The organism is Dolosicoccus paucivorans (assembly GCF_900100125.1).
Taxonomy (GTDB): domain Bacteria; phylum Bacillota; class Bacilli; order Lactobacillales; family Aerococcaceae; genus Dolosicoccus; species Dolosicoccus paucivorans.
The window spans coordinates 1-18,444 of sequence record NZ_FNEL01000011.1 but is presented as its reverse complement, the minus strand read 5'-3'; the positions used below and the strand labels follow the sequence as shown (position 1 = coordinate 18,444).

Genomic DNA, 18,444 nt, shown 5'->3' with positions numbered 1-18,444 from the left:
AGCTAGTTGCGCAATATCTATCAATTATCGTACCCTCCTTAGTTAGCTTCTTTAGCACCGAACCATTTTTCATAAATTTTATCAAAAGTGCCATCATCTAGTACTTCTTGTAATGTTTTGTTAAATTCATCGACAAACTCTTGTTCATCTTTTCTAAAGCCAACCGCAAAATCTTCGACACCAAAGTCGTCATCTAATAAACGGTACTCTTGGCTTTTACCTGTTTGAGATAAGTAGTATAGACCCATTGTATCATCAATAACAATCGCATCGGCACGGCCTGTGTCTAAGTCGCTAAATACTTCAACGAAAGTACTGTAAGTTACGGGTGCACCGCCATCAATTTCATTGATTAAAGTATCATCTTTCATTAATGCTTCATAAGAAGATGATTCAGCTTGTGTGGCGACTACTTTGCCGACTAAATCGTCTTTTGTTTGAATGTCACTATCTTTTTTCACGATAATGGCTTGTCTATTCTTCATGTAAGGAATCGATAGAGCTAATTTTTCCTCGCGTTCAGGTGTTACGGAATAACCATTCCAAATCGCATCAATTTGTCCTGTTTCTAATTCAGTTTCTTTCATCGCCCAATCAATGGGTTGGAAGCGATAATCAATATCCATACGTGTAAAAATTTCTTTTGCTAATTCAACATCTAAACCAGTAAATTCATCGTCACTTTCCACACCATCAAATAATTCAGCTCTAAACCCAAAAGGAGCAAAGGTATCGTCAAAGCCAATAATTAACTCTTTGGCACTGACCGTGACTCCATTGACTAAAATTAATAAACCAACCATTAAAACCATCCATAATTTCTTTACTACTTGTTTCATTTTGCTCTTCCTTTCCATAAATAAAAACGCCCTCTAGTCATATGACTAAAGGACGCTTACAACGTGGTTCCACCTTTATTCACATTAGTCTTACGACTAATGCCTTAGTAAGTTTTAACAAGTTAAAACTTTGAGGTAACGGATCATCCGGCATTTCGTTACATAGGGTGTGTCTTCATAGCGCCTTATGCTCTACTTTCCAGCTACCGTAGATTCTCTGTCATAAGGGGGGACTATCTCTTTGTCCTAAGAAATGCATTTATCATTATGATAATATCATAAAACACTGTCGATCATTTGTCAAGGGTTTCTCATGATTATTTAATAATAAACGATCAATTAAAGTATTTTATTTGTTTCTGTATTAAACTTAGTAGTTTTAATCATTATTTTGAACGCCAAACCATTTTTCGTAAATTTTATCAAAGGTCCCGTCGTCTAATACTTCTTGAAGAGTTTTATTGAACTCATCGACAAATTCTTGTTCATCTTTTCTAAAACCAACCGCAACATCTTCTCTAGCAAGATCTTCATCTAAAAGACGATATTCTTTAGTTTTACCTGTTTGAGCTAAATAATATAGAATCATTGTATTTGCTACAACAATGCCATCGGCACGGTTTGTGTCTAAATCACTAAAGACTTCCATAAAGGTACTATAAGTTACCGGTGCACCACCGTCAATTATATTAGGTAGCGTATCATCTTGCATTAAAGCATCGTAAGAGGATGATTCTGCTTGAGTGGCGATCACTTTTCCATCTAAATCCTCTTTTGTTTGAATATCACTATCTGCTTTTACAACAATCATTTGTTTACTGCTCATATAAGGAATGGAAAGGGCTAACTTTTCTTCTCGTTCTGGAGTAATGGCGTACCCATTCCAAATCGCATCAATTTGTCCTGTTTCTAGTTCAGTCTCTTTCATCGCCCAATCAATGGTTTGAAAACGATAATCCACTTTCATCCTTGAAAACACTTCTCTAGCTAATTCAACATCAAGTCCTGTAAATTCCTCGTCTCCTTCATAGTTATCTAATAAGTCAGTTTTAAAGCCAAAGGGAGCAAAGGTATCATCAAAGCCAATAATCAACTCCTTGGCGCTTACTTCCATCGCGTTCATTAAAACAATACAACTAACCGCTAACACAATCCATACTTTCTTCAAAACTTCCTTCATGAGTTTCCTTCCTTTCTGTAAACAAAAAACGCCCTTTAGTCATGACTGACTAAAGGACGCTTACGACGTGGTGCCACCTTCATTCGCATTAATCTTACAACTAATGCCTTAGTAAGTTTTAACAAGTTAAAACTTTAGGATAACGGATCATCCGGTATTTCATTACATAGGGTGTGTCTTCATAGCGCCTTATGCTCTACTTTCCAGCTACTGTAGATTCTCTGTCATAAGGGAGACTATCTCTTCGTCCTAAGAAATACATTTCTATTATGATAATATCATAAAATAAATACAAAAAAATTGTCAAATAACCTAATTATTTTTTAATTATATTCGCCGGAAGGTACGGATAATCGGTAAAACTTTCGATACTCACACTATCAATTTCCACTTGGGAAAGTTGGTCTAACAGCTTTGGTAAGCTACTCCATAAAGTTTCTAACCAATCGTCCATATAGGATAAAATACGTCGCGGTTCTTTTAAAGGATAGTTTCTTTCATAGTCGGATAAATGATTCAAAAAGAAATGATCAATAATGATCCGATCGCGTTGCATAAGCGATGGATAGCCTGTTCGGATATCTGTAGCAATACGATCGATCGGAACTTTCAAATAAAGTGTCAATGAAAATTGGCCTAAAAAATTATCTTGGCCTGTTGCTAATTCAATCGTATGTAAAATGAACGAGTGCATAATTTCCTCCTCACCATCGTAAACTTCTTGCTGTCTTTAGGTGTAAAGAAAACCTTTAATGGATACTTTTGAATAAAGTGTGTAACAAAGGCTCAAAGCGAAGAGCAATGACGCGATCTTTTGGTATGTTCGACTCATCTTTAAATGTTTCTTCCATTATAACTTCTAAATAATGACTACATTGTTCTACCGCTTGGTTCATCTTTTGATGAGCTAAGTAGTGCCCGGTAATATAACTCACCGCAAAGTCACCTGTTCCCATAATGGCATAAGGATAATAACGGTGAAAAATAAGTTGATGGTCGTTGCGGCTAGCTAAATAAAAACCAATCTTATCCGGGGATCCCTCAAATTGAATACCGGTAATTAAAACGTATTCCACTCCAGACTGTAAAATCTTATCGGCAATATCAGCCAATTCTTCTTTTGTCTTATAATCTGAATAAGGCGTTTCAGCTAAAAAGCATGCTTCAGTTAAGTTAGGAGTAACGAGGGTTGCATGTTCAATTAATCGATACATACTCATCGCAAACTCCTCATCAAAACCGGGGTAGAACTTTCCGTGATCTGCCATAATAGGATCGACTATGAGAGGGATATGTTTTTCATTTCGGTTTAAGAAATGATAATACTCTCTTAAATCTTCAATTTGTTGCTGATCATTAAAAAAGCCAGTCATCACTCCTTGAAAAGTAATGTCTGTTGATCGCCAATGTTGAATAGTATTTTGGAAATAATCACCAATCGGATGAAAATAAACGTCTCCTGGCGCGCTGACGTTTTCAGATAATAGTAGCGTAGTTAATATCGCCACTTGGTACCCCATACTGGTTAAGACAGGAATATTAACGTTTCCTGCTACTTTACCAAAACCTGGAATATCATTGACGACTAGTATTTTATTTGAATCCATCGTCTCACCTCTAATGTAAATGATTGAACTTATTATAACAAATTCATTTGCAATTGTATGCACATAGCGTAAATTCAAGGTTAGACAAAGTCTAGAATACTTAATTAGACTTTAAAATCCTTAGTAAGTTTGATACAATTTGACTCATAAGGAGCCTTTTATTTCTGTTTTATTTGCGTAACTTCAGAGTAAGGTTCTCTTTTTTTTGTATTTCAAGATACATTTTACACACAGCTTTAACAGTAAGGATGATTAAAATGAAACAAATAGCTGACATGGATGCTGTAAAAGAATTACTAAAATCTGAAACGGGTTATCGCATTGCTAAAGATACAGGAATTTCTCAATCAACCATTTCTAGATTCCAAACGGGAGAGTCTAACATTGAAAATATGCGCTTTTCTCACGCAATCACTTTAACTAACTATTTTCATAAAAAGAATTCTGAACAAAAGTAGCTAAGCCCACCCTAGCATATATGCGCTAGGGATTTTTTAATTAGTTGAAGTCTCGTCTAAAGCATAATCTATCTTTAACCCGCCTATCCATGAATAGCGCCACCGGATCGCCCCATGTTCTATTGTGCTCCAATAAGGGATCTTTTCATGGTGTAATTTTGTTAAAACTTCTTGATGAGGGTGGTTATAGCGGTTATTTACGCCCGCTGAAATATAAGCGGCTAAAGGTTGGTAATGTTTCAAGAAAGCTTCACTCGTACTTGTTTGGCTACCGTGGTGACCGAGTTTTAATCCAGTTACGTTTAAATGAGGATATTGCTCTATCAAAAATCTTTCGTAATCTGACGATAAATCGCCCATATTTAAAAAGCCATAAGGCCCCATTTGAAAGTAAGCCAGTAAGCTCGTGTCATTATCTTCCATCTGCATATAGTTTCCTCCGTATTCCAATTGAAATAACGAAAAAGAAGAGGTAGACAACTGATCGCTGTTATTTAAAGTAATTAACTGCGTCTTAGGGTCTAGTGTTTTGAGCACTTGATTAAAAAAGTCATCTTGACTGGCATGTTGACTGTAAAAAACTCGCTCAATGGGGAGATGACGGTCTAACTGATATAAATTCCCCATATGATCAATATCGGCGTGAGTTACGACGACGCCTGTTAAACGATGAGCCCCTAAAGCTTTCAAGGCAGGAACTAAAACTTTTTGTTGATGGGTTAAAGAGATTTTAGGTTCATTCTCTCCACCTTCGTTTAAAGCCTTCCAGTTTAAACGTCCTCCAGTATCGATTAACCAATGTTCTTTACTCCAAGCAGGTTGATATAACAATGCATCTCCTTGCCCCACATCTAATACAGTTAATTGACTACTCCATCTTATATGAGGAAGGACAAAAATCCATAGACATAAACAAGGCAAATAAAAACGATAGGCTTTTTTGCGAGAATATTGAAGAAGATAGAGCCATATTCCTGCGATTAAAAACAAGCCTACATAATAAAGTAACCCTTGACGGCCAATAATAAGTGGCTTAAAGTACATTCTTAACCAATCTAAAGATAAAACCCAATAATAATTTAAGTTATGGCTCATAAGGGTTGTCCACTGGAGTACGTTCATTGGTAAAATGTAATAACTCATACACGTTATGACCATTAAAGGCATCCATACCCATTCAAAAATATAGGCGATAAGTATAATTAAAATTAATTGGTAAGGATGCCATTCAAAATAGTGATGTAACAAAATAGGCCAAGAAAAAAATAAGCACATGGCCGTCATCTCAATGGTACTTAACCAACTAGGGGTTGGCTTGATTCGTTTATTTAGTTGCTGCTGGTAAAATAAAATTAAATAGGTCATTAAAAAACTAAGTAAAAAGCCAAGGGAAGAAACCATGCGAATATTTAACATTAATGATCCAATACCTACTAATCCTAAACGGTCCTTTTTGCTTAAAGGTATTATTTTAGATGAAAAGAACGTATTAACGATAAGTCCACCAATAGCTCGCATTGCACCAATGGGCCAACCAATGAGCCAGCCATAAATAACGAAAATAAAGACCATTAATTGCTCCGCCCGTCTAATCTCTACTCCCATTCGCAATAGAAGATAGCGCACATATTTGGAAAAGTATTGAATATGAAACCCCGAAATCGCAAAAAAATGAACAATTCCTAAATAACTTAAATCTTCTTGAAATTGCGTGTAGTAAGTTGAATTCATATTAAATAATAATTTTTTCATCCAACCAAGCCATAAATTATCTTCTACTTGAAGTAACGGACGCAATAGACGTACTTTTAAGCGATCCCAATGATCTTTGGTGGAGCCGTTAAATGAAACAAAGGACTGTTCCTCGACATCCAATTGCCAATAAATACGTTGAGTTTTTAAATAGTTTCGATAATCAAACACATAAAAGTTGCGCGCTTTATTGGGACGAGTTATTTCTCCTGTAACACGGACATAGTGTATATCTTCTAACCACGGTTCCTTTTGATCTAAGGTCATATAAAACCGAACCTTTAGAGGCTTTTCTTTGGGTAAATAAAGCAACCCCACTCCTTTAATATCCGTTTCGTCAACCACTAAATCAAAAGGGTCTGTTCGTAACACTCCCTCAATGTTACTAGGGAGCACCGAAGGAATTTGCTTTTCGCGGTAAGTATCCACTCCTACAAGTAACAAAAAGATACTGATTAATATAATCCATCCCTTGCGAAAAGGTATGGGGAGCGTCCACAATCTAACGGTCAAAGTGAGTAATATAATTAAACCTACCCCACTAAGATGAAACCATTGATACAATGCCCAACTCAACCAAATAAATAAAAATGTCCAATGGTACATGAGAGGTTGAAATATTGACTGTATGTTATTTACCTTCATTAATGCCCTACCGTAATGAGATCTTTTAAACTGTCAAAGGTTTTCGGACCAATCCCACTTACTTCCATCAATTCTTCAATCGCTTTAAAGTCACCATGTTCTTGGCGGTAAGATTGGATCGCTTCCGCCTTTTTAGGACCAATGCCAGGTAATGAGAGTAATTCTTGCAGTTGATCCGTGTTAATATTGACCAAGCCTGATTCAGTTTCCTTGTTATTATTTAAAGGATCAAACACTTCTTCATTGCTTAACTCTCCTTGGTCTGCTAGAGACTGGTAAGTTGATTCATTATAGACATAAATCATCATTTGATCTTCTAACTTTTGAGCTTGATTTAAAGAATCCATATACGCGTCGTTTGTAAATCCTCCCGCTTGGTCCACTAAATCAACCACACGACTATTAGCAGGTAACGTGTAAACGCCTGGATTAATCACGCTTCCTTTAATTTCAACAGTAACTTCTTCTATTTCAGATCTCTCTTCTTCTAGGACTTGGCTTTCTTCACTGATACTTTCTTCTATTTCAGCAACCGCCATTATTTCTTGATCAAAAGGAGTACTTGGTGGTACAAACCATCGGTATAACCCGATTGATAAGATCGCTCCTATAATGACTAAACCATATAAACTACTTCGTGAATCGATTGATTCTTTTATTTTTTCAATCCATGTATTCATACAATGAACCTCCTTTTCCACCTACTTATAAGTTAGTAAAAAAGGAGCAAATCCATTTTTAAAAATAAAAAACAGCCTTTATTTTATTTAAAGACTGTTATTGATTATTCCATTTATCTTTCATGGCTCGTTCTACTTCCATCGGCACATAGGAAGAAACATCTCCATTAAACTGAGCAATTTCTTTAATCATACTCGAACTGATCGCACGATAGGGCTCTTTTGCATATAGTAAAACTGTTTCTAAATCTTGATATTGCCCTTGGTTTAAAGAATGGATATTGTATTCATATTCAAAATCAATCGTATTGCGTAAGCCACGAATCAAGGCGACGGCTTGAACTTCTTGGTAATATTCAGCGACTAATTCATCCCTCAATTGTTCAACCCGAACTTTGTCGAATTTTGAAACGGCTTGTTTCACTAATTGAATGCGCTCTTGAGGGGAAAACAAATGACTTTTCGATGTATTCATCGCCACTAAAACGATCACTTCATCAAATAATTGAGTACTTCGTTCAATTAAATCTAAATGACCATACGTGATGGGGTCAAAACTTCCCGGGAAGATACCAATACGCTTTGTCATAACACCTCACCTCTTTCATAAATATGTAGAGTCGTGTCTCCATATTTCTTTTCATTTATTTTATGAAAAGTAAGCCATTCATCTACTAATTGATCTTGACTGGCGAGTTCGCAAATAATGATACACTGATCGGCTAAAAAGTGATGCTCTTCGAGCCATTGAATATCTTCTAAAACATTTTGCTTAGCATAAGGTGGATCTAAAAAAAGATAGTTAAAAGACAATTTGTTTTCCTTTTGCCACTTTAATAACGCTTTTTTATTATCCCCTTTTAGAACCGTAAATTTTTGAGGCTCTTTAGTTATGTCGATATTTTGATAAATTGTTCGAATGGCCGGACGATATTTTTCAATAATCACTGCCTGTTCCATTCCTCTAGACACGGCTTCAATCGCAACACCGCCACTGCCACCGTAAAAATCTAACCAAGACCCTTGAGAGAAATACGGGCCAATCATATTAAATAAACTCTCTTTTACTTTATCGCTAGTTGGACGAGTATTCGTTCCTGGAACTGCTTTAAGCCGTCTACTTTTATATTCTCCTCCGACAACCCGCATATTAATCCCGCCCCTTTTTAGCTGGTTGTTGAAGTTTTTGACTAATAGAAGCAGCAATATCTTCAAAGACCGACACTTCTTCTTCGTTATTCGTCTTTTTAGCTAAATCAGGATCAATGCGGTTAGGAATCGCATCTTTAAAGGTCAAATCAATATCATCACGGTGAGAGTATTCAACTTGTCTGACATAAAACAATTTATTTAATCGTTGAATGGTTTGTTCGGCCTCTTCTGTATTAACATATAAAACAGCATATTTTAACGGTTGACTCATATAGTGAATATAGCCGTACTTTCTTAAATCTCGCTGATGCTTTAAAGTATAAAGCCATACAATAAGCCCTGTACGAGGCTGCTTATTAAATAAAGTCATCTTCTTCCTCCTCTTTTTTTAGTTGTTCATAAATGGCTGCTTCATTTCTATCTTCAATAATCATACGCTGAGCAACACCTAAAGCAATAATACTTGCGATCATACTTGACCCTCCATAACTGACTAATGGAAGTGTCACACCGGTTAAAGGCAGTAAAGCAAGCAACCCGCCCACATTCGCCAGCAGCTGAACTAAAAACATTGTCCCAATTCCTGTTAATACACTGCTACGGTAATTATTCGTTGCTCGACTGGCACTAATATATAAACGAGTAATCATCAATCCCCATAGAAAAATAATCACCCCTGCACCAAAGACGCCCATTTCTTCAGCGGTAATTGACAAAATAAAATCGGTATGAGCAGCCGGTAAAATACCTTGCTTTAGTAAACTACTTCCTAAGCCAACGCCTAACCAGCCACCTTCACTAATCGCTAAAAAGGAATTGATCACTTGATAGCCCATATCTTGTGGATCATAAAAAGGATTCGCAAAGGTTAACAAACGCTGTCCTCTAAATCCGACATGTTGAACGAGCCAGTCAATATTAGTTTGAATGTAATAAGTTCCTAAAAAGGCTAAAACGACACCACCTAACGTCAGTAAACGATTGGTTTTAGCGGTGAAAAACTCTACCGCTAACATCACACTTAAAGTCGCTCCGATTAAGATAACCATTCCTACATCGGGTTGGAGCATAATTAATAAAAGATTTAAAAACAAGATACTTCCTATTTTTATAACGGGAAGCCACTGGGTCCAATCCTTATCTTGTGACCGCTGTTCCTTTAAAGCTGGTTGCCGCATATAAGAATACATAAAGTGAGAAAGCGTTAAAATTAAACTAGTTTTCGCAAATTCACTTGGCTGAAAGGAAAAGCTTCCAATACTTAGCCAACTTTTAGCTCCACCTCTAACCTCTCCAGCTAAAGCCACAAATAGTAAGGCAGCAATCATTAAACCATTTAAACTATAATAAAATGCTTTTTGTTCGAACAATTTATAAGGTGCTATTACGATGCCAATCATGCCAATAATTCCCATTATGACACCAACCCATTGTTTAGTAACAAAAAAGAATGGGTTGTCTTGAGCTTCAGGAAAATACATCGTTGCACTAAAGACCATCACAAAACTAATGGTAATTAACAAAGTCATACAAATAAGTAAGATAAGATCTAGTTGGTAAATTTGTTCCTTTGCATTTTGTTTGATGGTTTGAAAGATCTCTTTCAATCTATCCCCCCTCAATATGTAAGCTCATTATAACATGCTAACTATGGATCTGTCAGAAAACAAAAAACACTTTCCTTAACAAGTAAGAAAAGTGTTTGAAGGAAGGTTAAATTAAGCGTTAAAACGTTTAGCTACTTCATCCCAGTTAACAACTTTAAAGAATGCATCAATGTACTCTGGACGACGGTTTTGATATTTTAAGTAGTAAGTGTGCTCCCACACATCTAAACCTAATAATGGATTTAAACCATCCATTGCTGGGTTGTCTTGGTTTGGCGTTGAAACAACTTCCAATTTACCGTTGTTATCAACTAACCATGCCCAACCTGAACCAAAGCGAGTTGCTGCAGCTTTTGCGAAAGCTTCTTTAAAAGCATCAAATGAACCAAAGTCTGCTTCGATTTTGTCTAATAATGCGCCTTCAGGACGGTTATCTTCTTGAGGTGCTCTTAGTAATGTCCAAAATAGTGAGTGGTTATAGTGTCCCCCACCATTATTGCGAACAGCTGTTTGAATATCTGCTGGAACTTCATTGATACGTTTCATTAATTCGTCAAGATCTAGTTCAGCGAATTCTGTTCCTTCAACGGCTGCATTTAAGTTATTAACATAAGCTTGGTGATGTTTTGAATGGTGAATTTCCATCGTTTCTTTATCGATCACTGGCTCTAACGCATCATAAGCATAAGTTAATTCAGGTAATTTAAAAGTCATTTAAATAGCCTCCTTAAAAATAGTTATATTATTACTCTACTGTTAGTGTAAAATAACCTCTAAAGCTTTGCGAATAATATGCTTGTGTACTTTTTATCTAGAAAAACATGGAGATTGTTCGAGCATTAATAACATCATCATTCATCAATATATCCTCAATGACATCTTTATAAGCCATATCGTTAGGTAATTTTAATGTATAGACATTTTTATAGACCCGCTCTTTTCCTGAAGAACTTACCTCAAACTCCACATCTTCTACTTTAATTCCTTTAGATTGGAAGTATTCATTTAAAAAGTCCTTTGTATCTTGACGGTGGAAGTATTTAATTTCAATGCTTTCAACCGAGAAAGATTTTATAAACTTCTTAATCACTAATAAAGAGAAAATGACGCCGGCAAAACCTGCCAAAGCAACTTGAAAGTACCCCATTCCAATAGCGATACCTAAAGCGGCCGTTGCCCATAAAGAAGCCGCAGTCGTTAGACCATGAACGGTTCGATTAGTAACAATAATTGTTCCTGCACCTAAAAACCCAACACCACTAACGATTTGCGCAATAATTCGCGTTTGGTCCACCGTCACTTTAGGAGCTAAATCGGGGTTTTGTATCGCGAAATGTAATGCTTCAGAGACGACTTCGTTTTGAATTAAAGCTAGAACAGTTGCTCCTAAAGCAACTAAAGTATGGGTGGTTAACCCGGCGGGACGGTTTTTCTTTTGCCGCTCGAATCCAATGGAACCGCCAATTAAAATGGTGAGTAAAATACGCAATCCAATTTCTTTTAACGTTAAATGAACCATTCACGGCCTCCTTTTTAATTTAAACAAAAGAGATACGAATAAGATCGCATTTCTTTTACCATAAGTATTTAAGCGTTTTTCGCTCGCTTAGCAGCTCTTTCACGAGCTCCTTTATCTAAGATTTGTTTACGTAAACGGATATTTTCTGGTGTCACTTCGCAATACTCATCATCATCAATAAACTCTAATGACTCTTCTAAAGTTAATAGACGAGGACGTTTTAAAACAGAAGTTTGATCCTTATTGGCTGAACGCATATTTGTCAATTGTTTTGCACGGGTGACGTTAACGGTTAAATCATTGTCTCGGTTATGGGATCCAACGATCATTCCGGCATAGACTTCCGTTCCTGGTTCGATAAACATCGTTCCACGGTCTTCTAAGTTTAATAAGCCATAGGCAGTTGCTTGACCGTTTTCTAAAGCGACAAGAACTCCATTACGACGACGACCAATATCGCCACCCACTGTTGGACGATATTCATCAAAGGTGTGGTTTAAAATACCGTAACCATGAGTTAAAGTCATGAATTCAGTTGAAAACCCAATTAATCCTCGAGCTGGAATTGAAAAAATAAGACGAACTTGTTCATTTGAACTGATCATATCGGCCATTTCAGCTTTACGTTGACCTAAGGCTTCAATAACCGCTCCCATATACTCTTCTGGCGTATCAATTTGAACGCGCTCAAATGGTTCTTCCATTACGCCATCGACTTCTTTCATAATGACTTTCGGGCGAGACACTTGGAATTCATAGCCTTGACGGCGCATATTTTCAATTAAAATAGATAAATGCAACTCGCCACGTCCTGATACTAAAAAGGCGTCTGGCGAATCGGTTTCTTCTACACGAAGAGAAACATCGGTCTGTAACTCTTGGAAGAGTCGATCGCGAATTTGACGTGATGTAATAAATTTACCTTCACGACCAGCAAAAGGTGAATTATTTGTTAAGAACGTCATTTGTAATGTTGGCTCATCAATATGTAAAGCCGGTAAGGCTTCAGGGTGTTCTACTGAAGTGACCGTCTCACCAACGAAAATATCGTCCATTCCTGATAAAGCAATTAAATCTCCTGCTTTGGCTTCTTGAATTTCTACTTGATCTAAACCTAAAAAGCCGTGTAAGCGAGTGACTCTAAAGTTTTTCTTTGATCCATCTGCTTTTAAAACAGAAACCGTATCGCCCACTTTAATGGTTCCTCTAAAGACACGTCCAATACCAATTCGACCAACATAATCGCTATAGTCTAACATGGACACTTGGAATTGAAGTGGCTCATCACTATTATCTACAGGAGCTGGAACGTGCTCTAAAATCGCATCAAATACCGCATCCATTGATGGTTGTTGATCTGCTGGGTCCATTGACTGGCTAGAGGTTCCGTTTAATGCAGAAGTAAAGACGACTGGGAAATCCAGTTGCTCTTCTTCACCCCCTAAATCAATAATTAACTCCATCACTTCGTCAATCACTTCTTCAGGACGAATAGTTGGTTTATCGATTTTGTTAACCACTACTACCGGAGTTAAGCCTTGTTCTAGCGCCTTCATTAAAACAAAGCGCGTTTGTGGCATGGCTCCTTCATAGGCATCGACGACTAACACAACCCCATCGACCATGGTTAAAATACGTTCTACCTCACCACCAAAGTCCGCGTGACCCGGTGTATCTAAAATATTAATACGATTTCCTTTATAATTAACCGCAGTGTTTTTAGCGACAATGGTAATCCCACGTTCTTTTTCTAAGTCCTGGCTGTCCATTGCGCGGTCACTTAGTTCGGTATGGTCATCTAAGGTTTCTGATTGGGTCAGTAATTCGTTGACTAAAGAAGTTTTTCCGTGGTCAACGTGAGCAATAATCGCAATATTTCTTAAATCTTCTCTTTTTTTCATATGATTCTCCTAATCTGTTTTAAGTGTATTCATTAAATCGTTGTAAACTTGAGGGTGAGCTAATAAAGCAGTGCTCTTTTCTAGTAAGTTAAGCGGTTCGCCATTTAAGCGACTGTAACGAAGGCCAGCTGCTTCAAAAATTGCCCAACCTGCCGCAAAATCCCAAGGTGAAAGACGCGAACACAAATAAGCGCCGGCTTCACCTTTAAGTACGGACAAAGTGCTGATGGCTGCTGAGCCATAATTTCTTACGCCTAAAGATTGTTCTAATGCCCCTTGTTCATTGAATTTATTATGAATAAACATAAAGACATTTCCTAAAATCAAACAATCGCTCAAGCCAGTAATTGCTGGAACGTTCCATGGTTGATGGTTGCGATAAACCCCGTCTCCTACAATCCCATAGAAAAAATCGTGATTCATAATGTCATAAATATATCCCGCTAGAGGCTCGCCGTCTTTAAAAAGAGCCATCATCGTTCCGAAATTGTTCTTTTGTTGAACATAGTTCATCGTGCCATCGATTGGATCAATGATCCAAACATAACCTTTCAAATCGTCAATCGAATGCCCGGTCCCTTCTTCAGCTAAAATAAAGTGATCCGGGTAATGCGCTTGGATTCGTTCGACAAGAAAAGCTTCAATTCCTTTATCCATATCAGTTACGACATCTCGTCTTGATGCTTTTTCTTCAACAACTCGGTCTTCTTGCAGTGAATGCCTTAGTTTTTCAGCTGCTTGTTCGATCCACGTGATCACTCGGTGGTGTAATTGATAGTCCATCGTATCCTCCTTGTATGACCTTTATAGACTTACCATTGTATTAAGAGGGGCTTTTTCCTTCAAAAGTGATTTCATTGTCTTAACCACTTGATAAGTTGAATAGCCACTTAATTGCTTAAATTGACGATCAATTTGTTTTTCTTCCATAATACTGGTGACAATTTGTTTAAATAAACGGTAATGATTTTGCAGTTCTTCTAATGTTGCATGGCTTTCATAGACCTTTTCTACTTGGTTTAACCATTCAATCACTTGAACCATTTCTTCTGTCGACCAATCTTCACTCAATGGATAACTATACTTCACGTTGCGTCACTCCTTACACTTACACTATACCAAAAAATACACCTACATGGGAAAGTTAAACATTTGATGATTGCGATTCATTTGAAAATATGGCATGCTTGTTTAAAGCAGAAAGGATGACGGTATATGCGCAAAAGTTGGAATGATTATTTTATGGAAATTACGCAAATGGTGGCAAGTCGATCCACTTGTGACCGAGCATTTGTCGGTTGTGTTTTAGTCAATAAAGATAACCGGATTGTTTCTACTGGATATAACGGTTCGGTTTCAGGACAACCCCATTGCACTGATGTCGGACACCATATGCGTGACGGTCACTGTATTGCGACATTACATGCAGAAATGAATGCGTTACTTTACTGTGCAAAAGAAGGGATTAGCGTCAAGGGATGCAAAGCTTACGTGACACATTTTCCTTGTTTAAATTGTACAAAGTCACTGATTCAAGCAGGAATTACAGCTGTTTATTATCAAAATAATTACCGCGTAGACGACTACGCTTTACAATTATTAGACGACCATCAAATTCCTTATATTCAACTAACCAATGACGATACAGGTGAAAAATAACCATTAAGAAAACTCCTCTTTGCCGGCAAACTCGGTTAGAGGAGTTTTATTTTATTCAGCGTCATCCATTTCCGCATTATGGTAAACGTCTTGAACATCGTCATCGTCTTCTAAGTTGTCGATAATTTTTTCTAAAATTTCTTTCGCTTCGCCTGCCACAGGGACACTTGTTTGTGGAACCATTGTTAATTCAGCTACTGCAAGTTCAAACCCTTCTTCTTTTAAAGCATCGCGAACGTGAGTAAACTCAGTCGGTTCTGTATAAATTTCATAAACATCTTCAGATGGCTCAAAAGAGTCTGCTCCTGCTTCTAAAGCAGCCATTAACATCGTATCTTCATCGGCATCAGTTTTAGTGCGATCAATGGCGATATAACCTTGGCGGTCAAATAAATAAGATACTGATCCAGCACTTCCCATTGTTCCACCTGGCTTGGTGATCGCGGTACGAACGTTTGTTGCGGTACGGTTACGGTTATCTGTTAAAGCGTGAACTAAAATCGCAACCCCTTCTGGACCATACCCTTCATAAGTTACTTCATCAAAGTTATCCCCGTCACCACTACTTGAACCTTTATCAATGGCACGCTGGATGTTGTCTTTAGGCATATTTTGCGCTCTTGCGCGGTCAATCGCTAATCTTAGAGCGGCATTGGTGTCAGGGTCCGGACCGCCTGCTTTCGTTGCTACATAGATTTCACGAGAGTGTTTTTGGAAAATTTTGCCTTTTTTTGCATCGACGACGGCTTTATGTCGTTTAATATTCTCCCATTTGGAATGTCCTGCCATTCAATATCGCTCCTTTAGATTAGTTAATTACCCCTTTATTATATCATAAATTCGTCCCTTACTTATAAAAAATGTTCAAAAAGTTGATTGGTTCACAAATAATTACCGTTACCATTCATTCATTAGCTACTCTAACTCCAGCCACACTTTAATGTTCCTAAAATATATAAGAATTTATTCGATCACCTATCCCCCATCCCCTTTTAAGGTTAAGTCTAATTTTTCACCTTTCTCCTCAATGATAAGAGAAGAAATTTAATTTTATAATTATCCAATACATATGTCTGACTACTCTAGAAAGACTTTTATAAAATTCTTAATATAATCCTTGACACTATATATATATAAAGATTCAGAATAAACTTTTTTAGTATTTAAATCGAAAAGGAGATTACTATGAATCAAGGAAATAAGATCATGAAGAAAATTCGTGGTGTAGGTTGGATTGCTGCTGCAACATTAGCGACGTTATCTGTCGGTGCTACTACCAGCGATCAAGTATCACATGCACAAGAAGAATGGATGCCTAACACGGTTGAAGACGTTAGGCAACGACTTGAGCAAGAGTTTGAACAAGAAGGATACTATACAGTTGTTTGGGGCGATACACTAAGTGTTATTGCTGAAGCTGCTAATATGACAGTTCACGATATTGCTGATGCAAACAATATTCACGATGTTGATTTAATTTATGCTGGCGATATCTTAATCTTAGATATTGACCGTGTTACTGAATTGGTACAAAATGATCAATACATTGACTTTAAAGAGAATAAAGTAGAAGGACATTCTATTAAAGAAGGTGCGGTTCAAGAATATGAACCTGGACAAAAACGTCCATCTGAAATCAATAAAGAATTGTTTGATAAATGGCAACAAGAAATCGATCAAAACCGTGAAGAACAAGGTAAAGATTCGATTAAGCCAATTGGTCGTCCTAATAAACCATCGGACAAAGATGACGTTCAATCTAAACCGGAAGCTCCTCAAGAAGAACAGCCTGAGACAAAACCTGAGACTAAACCTGAGGAAAAGCCTGAGGATACTAAACCTGAAACAAAACCTGAGGATACAAAGCCAAATACTAACCGACCAACGAATGGATTAGGGCATCCGGTAGCACAGGGTTGGGTAAAGGGAGAGACTTATCCTGGGTATGGCAAGGTATCACATGTAAAAACTAATTTTGATGGAGATTTCGCTGAGATTACGAAGGAATCTGCGGAGGTTAAGTACAATAAGTCGAAAGACGATAAGTACATTAACTATGTCTATGTTGAGAAAAAGGATGGTAACTTACAGAAGTCAATACCCCAGGTAAAGGCAGAGTTCATTAGAGAGTTTAATAAGGATAATTCGGTATATATTAACCATGCGTTGTTACAAGAGGAAATGCTAAAGCTTGTTAATAATTTACGGGAGAGTAATGGGGTAACGCCGTTACAGTCATCTCAATACTTAATGAAAACGGCACGGGTTCGAAGTCAAGAGCTAGCTGATTACGGTTCATTACGGATTTACAAAGATGTAAGTGACTATGGGAAACCAATTGGTCAGATGAAGAGTGGGTACGTAGCACATACACGACCAGATTTTAGTTCAATTAACGATTTATTGGATCTTGAGTATATGGCTACTTTAGGGGGGAGATATAGTGAGTTAGGGGAGAACTCTGCTGAGAATGCTTATAACGGTAACCCATATGAGTTAGTATCGGAGAAACACCTAGCAGAATTGTTCTTTAATCAGTGGTATGGTTCAGAACGACACCGTGAGCATATGTTAACCCCTGAGTATAGATCCTTTGGTTTTGGGATTGCTATGGGGACTTCACAGAAACCAGACGGTAGTATTGAAGCGAATAACAAGATTCAGGGGACACAGAACTTTAATACGATGAGTGCAGAGTTAATTGATACTACTCCAGGGGAATTAACACCGATTCCGGCAGACCAAACAAATACGAAGGCATTATCACCCGAGGAGTACTATGAACCAATATCGGAGGTAACGGAGGACGATTCAAAATCACCGATTCCGTCGTACGATGATCTTGACGCATTCGATTGGATTGAGGAGTTTGATTGGGATGCGGTGGAATGATCGCCTCCTAGAGTTCGTTAACTTCAATCAAGGAGTTTAATAATGAACATCACTCAATATTTTGAAAGATTGTGACACAAGTCGCGAAATAACTGTTTTTTAGAATGAATCAAGAACTAAACTATATTGAAATCCTAGCCTCTCTTTTTATTTGAAAAATAAAATGAATTATAAATAAAAAAAGAACTTGAGTCATTTGAACTGCTCCCTGTCAAGTAGACAGGCAAATAAACAAAATAATTTGTGCCATGTATGAATCACTCATGCATGGCTTTTTTTTATGCGGGGATTTTTAATCCCATTTTCAAGGTTACCCGTTGGGTATTATAAAATTCAATATATTGTTTAACGTCATTCTCCAATTCCTCAAAGCTCTTATAGGTCTTCAAGTGATACATCTCTTCTTTGATGATCCCCCAAAAGTTTTCCATTGGCCCATTGTCGATACATTTACCAACACGAGACATACTTTGAATAATCTGGTTCCTTTTGATAAAGCTGTTAAAGCCATGAGACGTATACTGGAAACCACGGTCACTATGCAGGAGTGTCT

At 37.3% G+C, this 18,444-nt stretch carries 20 protein-coding genes; 3 read left to right on the top strand and 17 right to left on the bottom strand.

Translation table 11 applies throughout. The features are described 5' to 3' along the window. Nucleotides 1-38 precede the first annotated feature (38 nt). From BLR79_RS02950 to BLR79_RS02935, 4 genes are all read right to left on the bottom strand, one after another. Entirely contained in the window at nt 39-839 is an 801-nt protein-coding gene (locus tag BLR79_RS02950; RefSeq protein WP_159427575.1) for an amino acid ABC transporter substrate-binding protein, read from the bottom strand. 379 nt (nt 840-1,218) lie between these two features. After that, on the bottom strand, nt 1,219-2,019 hold the full coding sequence (locus BLR79_RS02945; protein WP_092084700.1) for an amino acid ABC transporter substrate-binding protein: 801 nt from the start codon (nt 2,017-2,019) through the stop codon (nt 1,219-1,221). Nucleotides 2,020-2,335: 316 nt separating this feature from the next. Next, complete coding sequence (locus BLR79_RS02940; protein ID WP_092084699.1) at nt 2,336-2,713, bottom strand: hypothetical protein; 378 nt, start codon at nt 2,711-2,713, stop codon at nt 2,336-2,338. 55 nt (nt 2,714-2,768) lie between these two features. Then, nucleotides 2,769-3,626 (bottom strand): bifunctional hydroxymethylpyrimidine kinase/phosphomethylpyrimidine kinase, encoded by an 858-nt coding sequence (locus tag BLR79_RS02935; protein WP_092084697.1) that lies wholly within the window; start codon nt 3,624-3,626, stop codon nt 2,769-2,771. Nucleotides 3,627-3,883: 257 nt separating this feature from the next. On the opposite strand from BLR79_RS02935, the gene BLR79_RS02930 reads away from it, so the two are divergent. Then, on the top strand, nt 3,884-4,084 hold the full coding sequence (locus BLR79_RS02930) for a hypothetical protein (protein WP_092084696.1): 201 nt from the start codon (nt 3,884-3,886) through the stop codon (nt 4,082-4,084). A 36-nt stretch (nt 4,085-4,120) separates the two neighbouring features. Here BLR79_RS02930 and BLR79_RS02925 read toward each other — a convergent pair whose 3' ends face one another. The 11 genes from BLR79_RS02925 to BLR79_RS02875 all read right to left on the bottom strand — a co-directional run bounded on the left by BLR79_RS02925 (nt 4,121) and on the right by BLR79_RS02875 (nt 14,429). Then, complete coding sequence (locus BLR79_RS02925) at nt 4,121-6,442, bottom strand: ComEC/Rec2 family competence protein (protein ID WP_159427574.1); 2,322 nt, start codon at nt 6,440-6,442, stop codon at nt 4,121-4,123. Between the two features lie 38 nt (nt 6,443-6,480). Continuing rightward, a complete protein-coding gene (locus BLR79_RS02920; RefSeq protein WP_092084692.1) occupies nt 6,481-7,161 on the bottom strand; it encodes a helix-hairpin-helix domain-containing protein in 681 nt (226 codons plus the stop codon). Nucleotides 7,162-7,258: 97 nt separating this feature from the next. Beyond that, complete coding sequence (coaD, locus tag BLR79_RS02915) at nt 7,259-7,750, bottom strand: pantetheine-phosphate adenylyltransferase (RefSeq protein ID WP_092084690.1); 492 nt, start codon at nt 7,748-7,750, stop codon at nt 7,259-7,261. After that, on the bottom strand, nt 7,747-8,310 hold the full coding sequence (gene rsmD, locus BLR79_RS02910) for a 16S rRNA (guanine(966)-N(2))-methyltransferase RsmD (RefSeq protein ID WP_092084688.1): 564 nt from the start codon (nt 8,308-8,310) through the stop codon (nt 7,747-7,749). The genes coaD and rsmD overlap by 4 nt, the downstream gene beginning before the upstream one ends. A 1-nt stretch (nt 8,311) precedes the next feature. After that, nucleotides 8,312-8,683, bottom strand: coding sequence for a YlbG family protein (locus BLR79_RS02905; protein WP_092084686.1), 372 nt, complete (start codon nt 8,681-8,683; stop codon nt 8,312-8,314). Further along, complete coding sequence (locus BLR79_RS02900) at nt 8,670-9,920, bottom strand: FtsW/RodA/SpoVE family cell cycle protein (protein WP_092084684.1); 1,251 nt, start codon at nt 9,918-9,920, stop codon at nt 8,670-8,672. Before BLR79_RS02900 ends, BLR79_RS02905 begins: the two co-directional genes overlap by 14 nt. 111 nt (nt 9,921-10,031) lie before the next feature. Continuing rightward, nucleotides 10,032-10,634 carry a superoxide dismutase gene (locus tag BLR79_RS02895; protein WP_092084682.1) on the bottom strand — a complete coding sequence of 201 codons (603 nt, stop codon included), beginning with the start codon at nt 10,632-10,634 and terminating at the stop codon, nt 10,032-10,034. A gap of 97 nt (nt 10,635-10,731) precedes the next feature. After that, the gene (locus BLR79_RS02890; RefSeq protein WP_092084680.1) at nt 10,732-11,439 is read right to left on the bottom strand and encodes an MgtC/SapB family protein; all 708 of its coding nucleotides are present in this window, start codon (nt 11,437-11,439) and stop codon (nt 10,732-10,734) included. 68 nt (nt 11,440-11,507) lie between these two features. Next, the gene (gene typA, locus BLR79_RS02885; protein ID WP_092084678.1) at nt 11,508-13,340 is read right to left on the bottom strand and encodes a translational GTPase TypA; all 1,833 of its coding nucleotides are present in this window, start codon (nt 13,338-13,340) and stop codon (nt 11,508-11,510) included. A 9-nt stretch (nt 13,341-13,349) separates the two neighbouring features. Beyond that, nucleotides 13,350-14,123, bottom strand: a complete 774-nt coding sequence (locus tag BLR79_RS02880) for an inositol monophosphatase family protein (RefSeq protein WP_092084676.1) — start codon at nt 14,121-14,123, stop codon at nt 13,350-13,352. Between the two features lie 21 nt (nt 14,124-14,144). Beyond that, entirely contained in the window at nt 14,145-14,429 is a 285-nt protein-coding gene (locus BLR79_RS02875) for a UPF0223 family protein (RefSeq protein ID WP_092084674.1), read from the bottom strand. A gap of 126 nt (nt 14,430-14,555) precedes the next feature. Here BLR79_RS02875 and BLR79_RS02870 point away from each other — a divergent pair, with 126 nt between their 5' ends. Continuing rightward, entirely contained in the window at nt 14,556-14,999 is a 444-nt protein-coding gene (locus tag BLR79_RS02870) for a deoxycytidylate deaminase (protein ID WP_092084672.1), read from the top strand. A 51-nt stretch (nt 15,000-15,050) separates the two neighbouring features. On the opposite strand, the gene BLR79_RS02865 is transcribed toward BLR79_RS02870, so the two are convergent. Then, nucleotides 15,051-15,788 (bottom strand): YebC/PmpR family DNA-binding transcriptional regulator, encoded by a 738-nt coding sequence (locus BLR79_RS02865; RefSeq protein ID WP_092084670.1) that lies wholly within the window; start codon nt 15,786-15,788, stop codon nt 15,051-15,053. A 396-nt stretch (nt 15,789-16,184) separates the two neighbouring features. Here BLR79_RS02865 and BLR79_RS02860 point away from each other — a divergent pair, with 396 nt between their 5' ends. Further along, nucleotides 16,185-17,891: a CAP domain-containing protein gene (locus tag BLR79_RS02860; protein WP_092084668.1), complete on the top strand. Its 1,707-nt coding sequence runs from the start codon at nt 16,185-16,187 to the stop codon at nt 17,889-17,891. A gap of 278 nt (nt 17,892-18,169) precedes the next feature. On the opposite strand, the gene BLR79_RS02855 is transcribed toward BLR79_RS02860, so the two are convergent. Further along, a partial coding sequence (locus BLR79_RS02855) for an IS3 family transposase (RefSeq protein ID WP_143338766.1) occupies nt 18,170-18,444 on the bottom strand: 275 nt, incomplete at its 5' end.

Coding starts and splice junctions, on each gene's coding strand:
- BLR79_RS02950 (WP_159427575.1), bottom strand. CDS start 839: ATGAAACAAGTAGTAAAGAAATTATGGATGGTTTTAATGGTTGGTTTA.
- BLR79_RS02945 (WP_092084700.1), bottom strand. CDS start 2,019: ATGAAGGAAGTTTTGAAGAAAGTATGGATTGTGTTAGCGGTTAGTTGT.
- BLR79_RS02940 (WP_092084699.1), bottom strand. CDS start 2,713: ATGCACTCGTTCATTTTACATACGATTGAATTAGCAACAGGCCAAGAT.
- BLR79_RS02935 (WP_092084697.1), bottom strand. CDS start 3,626: ATGGATTCAAATAAAATACTAGTCGTCAATGATATTCCAGGTTTTGGT.
- BLR79_RS02930 (WP_092084696.1), top strand. CDS start 3,884: ATGAAACAAATAGCTGACATGGATGCTGTAAAAGAATTACTAAAATCT.
- BLR79_RS02925 (WP_159427574.1), bottom strand. CDS start 6,442: ATGTACCATTGGACATTTTTATTTATTTGGTTGAGTTGGGCATTGTAT.
- BLR79_RS02920 (WP_092084692.1), bottom strand. CDS start 7,161: ATGAATACATGGATTGAAAAAATAAAAGAATCAATCGATTCACGAAGT.
- coaD (WP_092084690.1), bottom strand. CDS start 7,750: ATGACAAAGCGTATTGGTATCTTCCCGGGAAGTTTTGACCCCATCACG.
- rsmD (WP_092084688.1), bottom strand. CDS start 8,310: ATGCGGGTTGTCGGAGGAGAATATAAAAGTAGACGGCTTAAAGCAGTT.
- BLR79_RS02905 (WP_092084686.1), bottom strand. CDS start 8,683: ATGACTTTATTTAATAAGCAGCCTCGTACAGGGCTTATTGTATGGCTT.
- BLR79_RS02895 (WP_092084682.1), bottom strand. CDS start 10,634: ATGACTTTTAAATTACCTGAATTAACTTATGCTTATGATGCGTTAGAG.
- BLR79_RS02890 (WP_092084680.1), bottom strand. CDS start 11,439: ATGGTTCATTTAACGTTAAAAGAAATTGGATTGCGTATTTTACTCACC.
- typA (WP_092084678.1), bottom strand. CDS start 13,340: ATGAAAAAAAGAGAAGATTTAAGAAATATTGCGATTATTGCTCACGTT.
- BLR79_RS02880 (WP_092084676.1), bottom strand. CDS start 14,123: ATGGACTATCAATTACACCACCGAGTGATCACGTGGATCGAACAAGCA.
- BLR79_RS02870 (WP_092084672.1), top strand. CDS start 14,556: ATGCGCAAAAGTTGGAATGATTATTTTATGGAAATTACGCAAATGGTG.
- BLR79_RS02865 (WP_092084670.1), bottom strand. CDS start 15,788: ATGGCAGGACATTCCAAATGGGAGAATATTAAACGACATAAAGCCGTC.
- BLR79_RS02860 (WP_092084668.1), top strand. CDS start 16,185: ATGAATCAAGGAAATAAGATCATGAAGAAAATTCGTGGTGTAGGTTGG.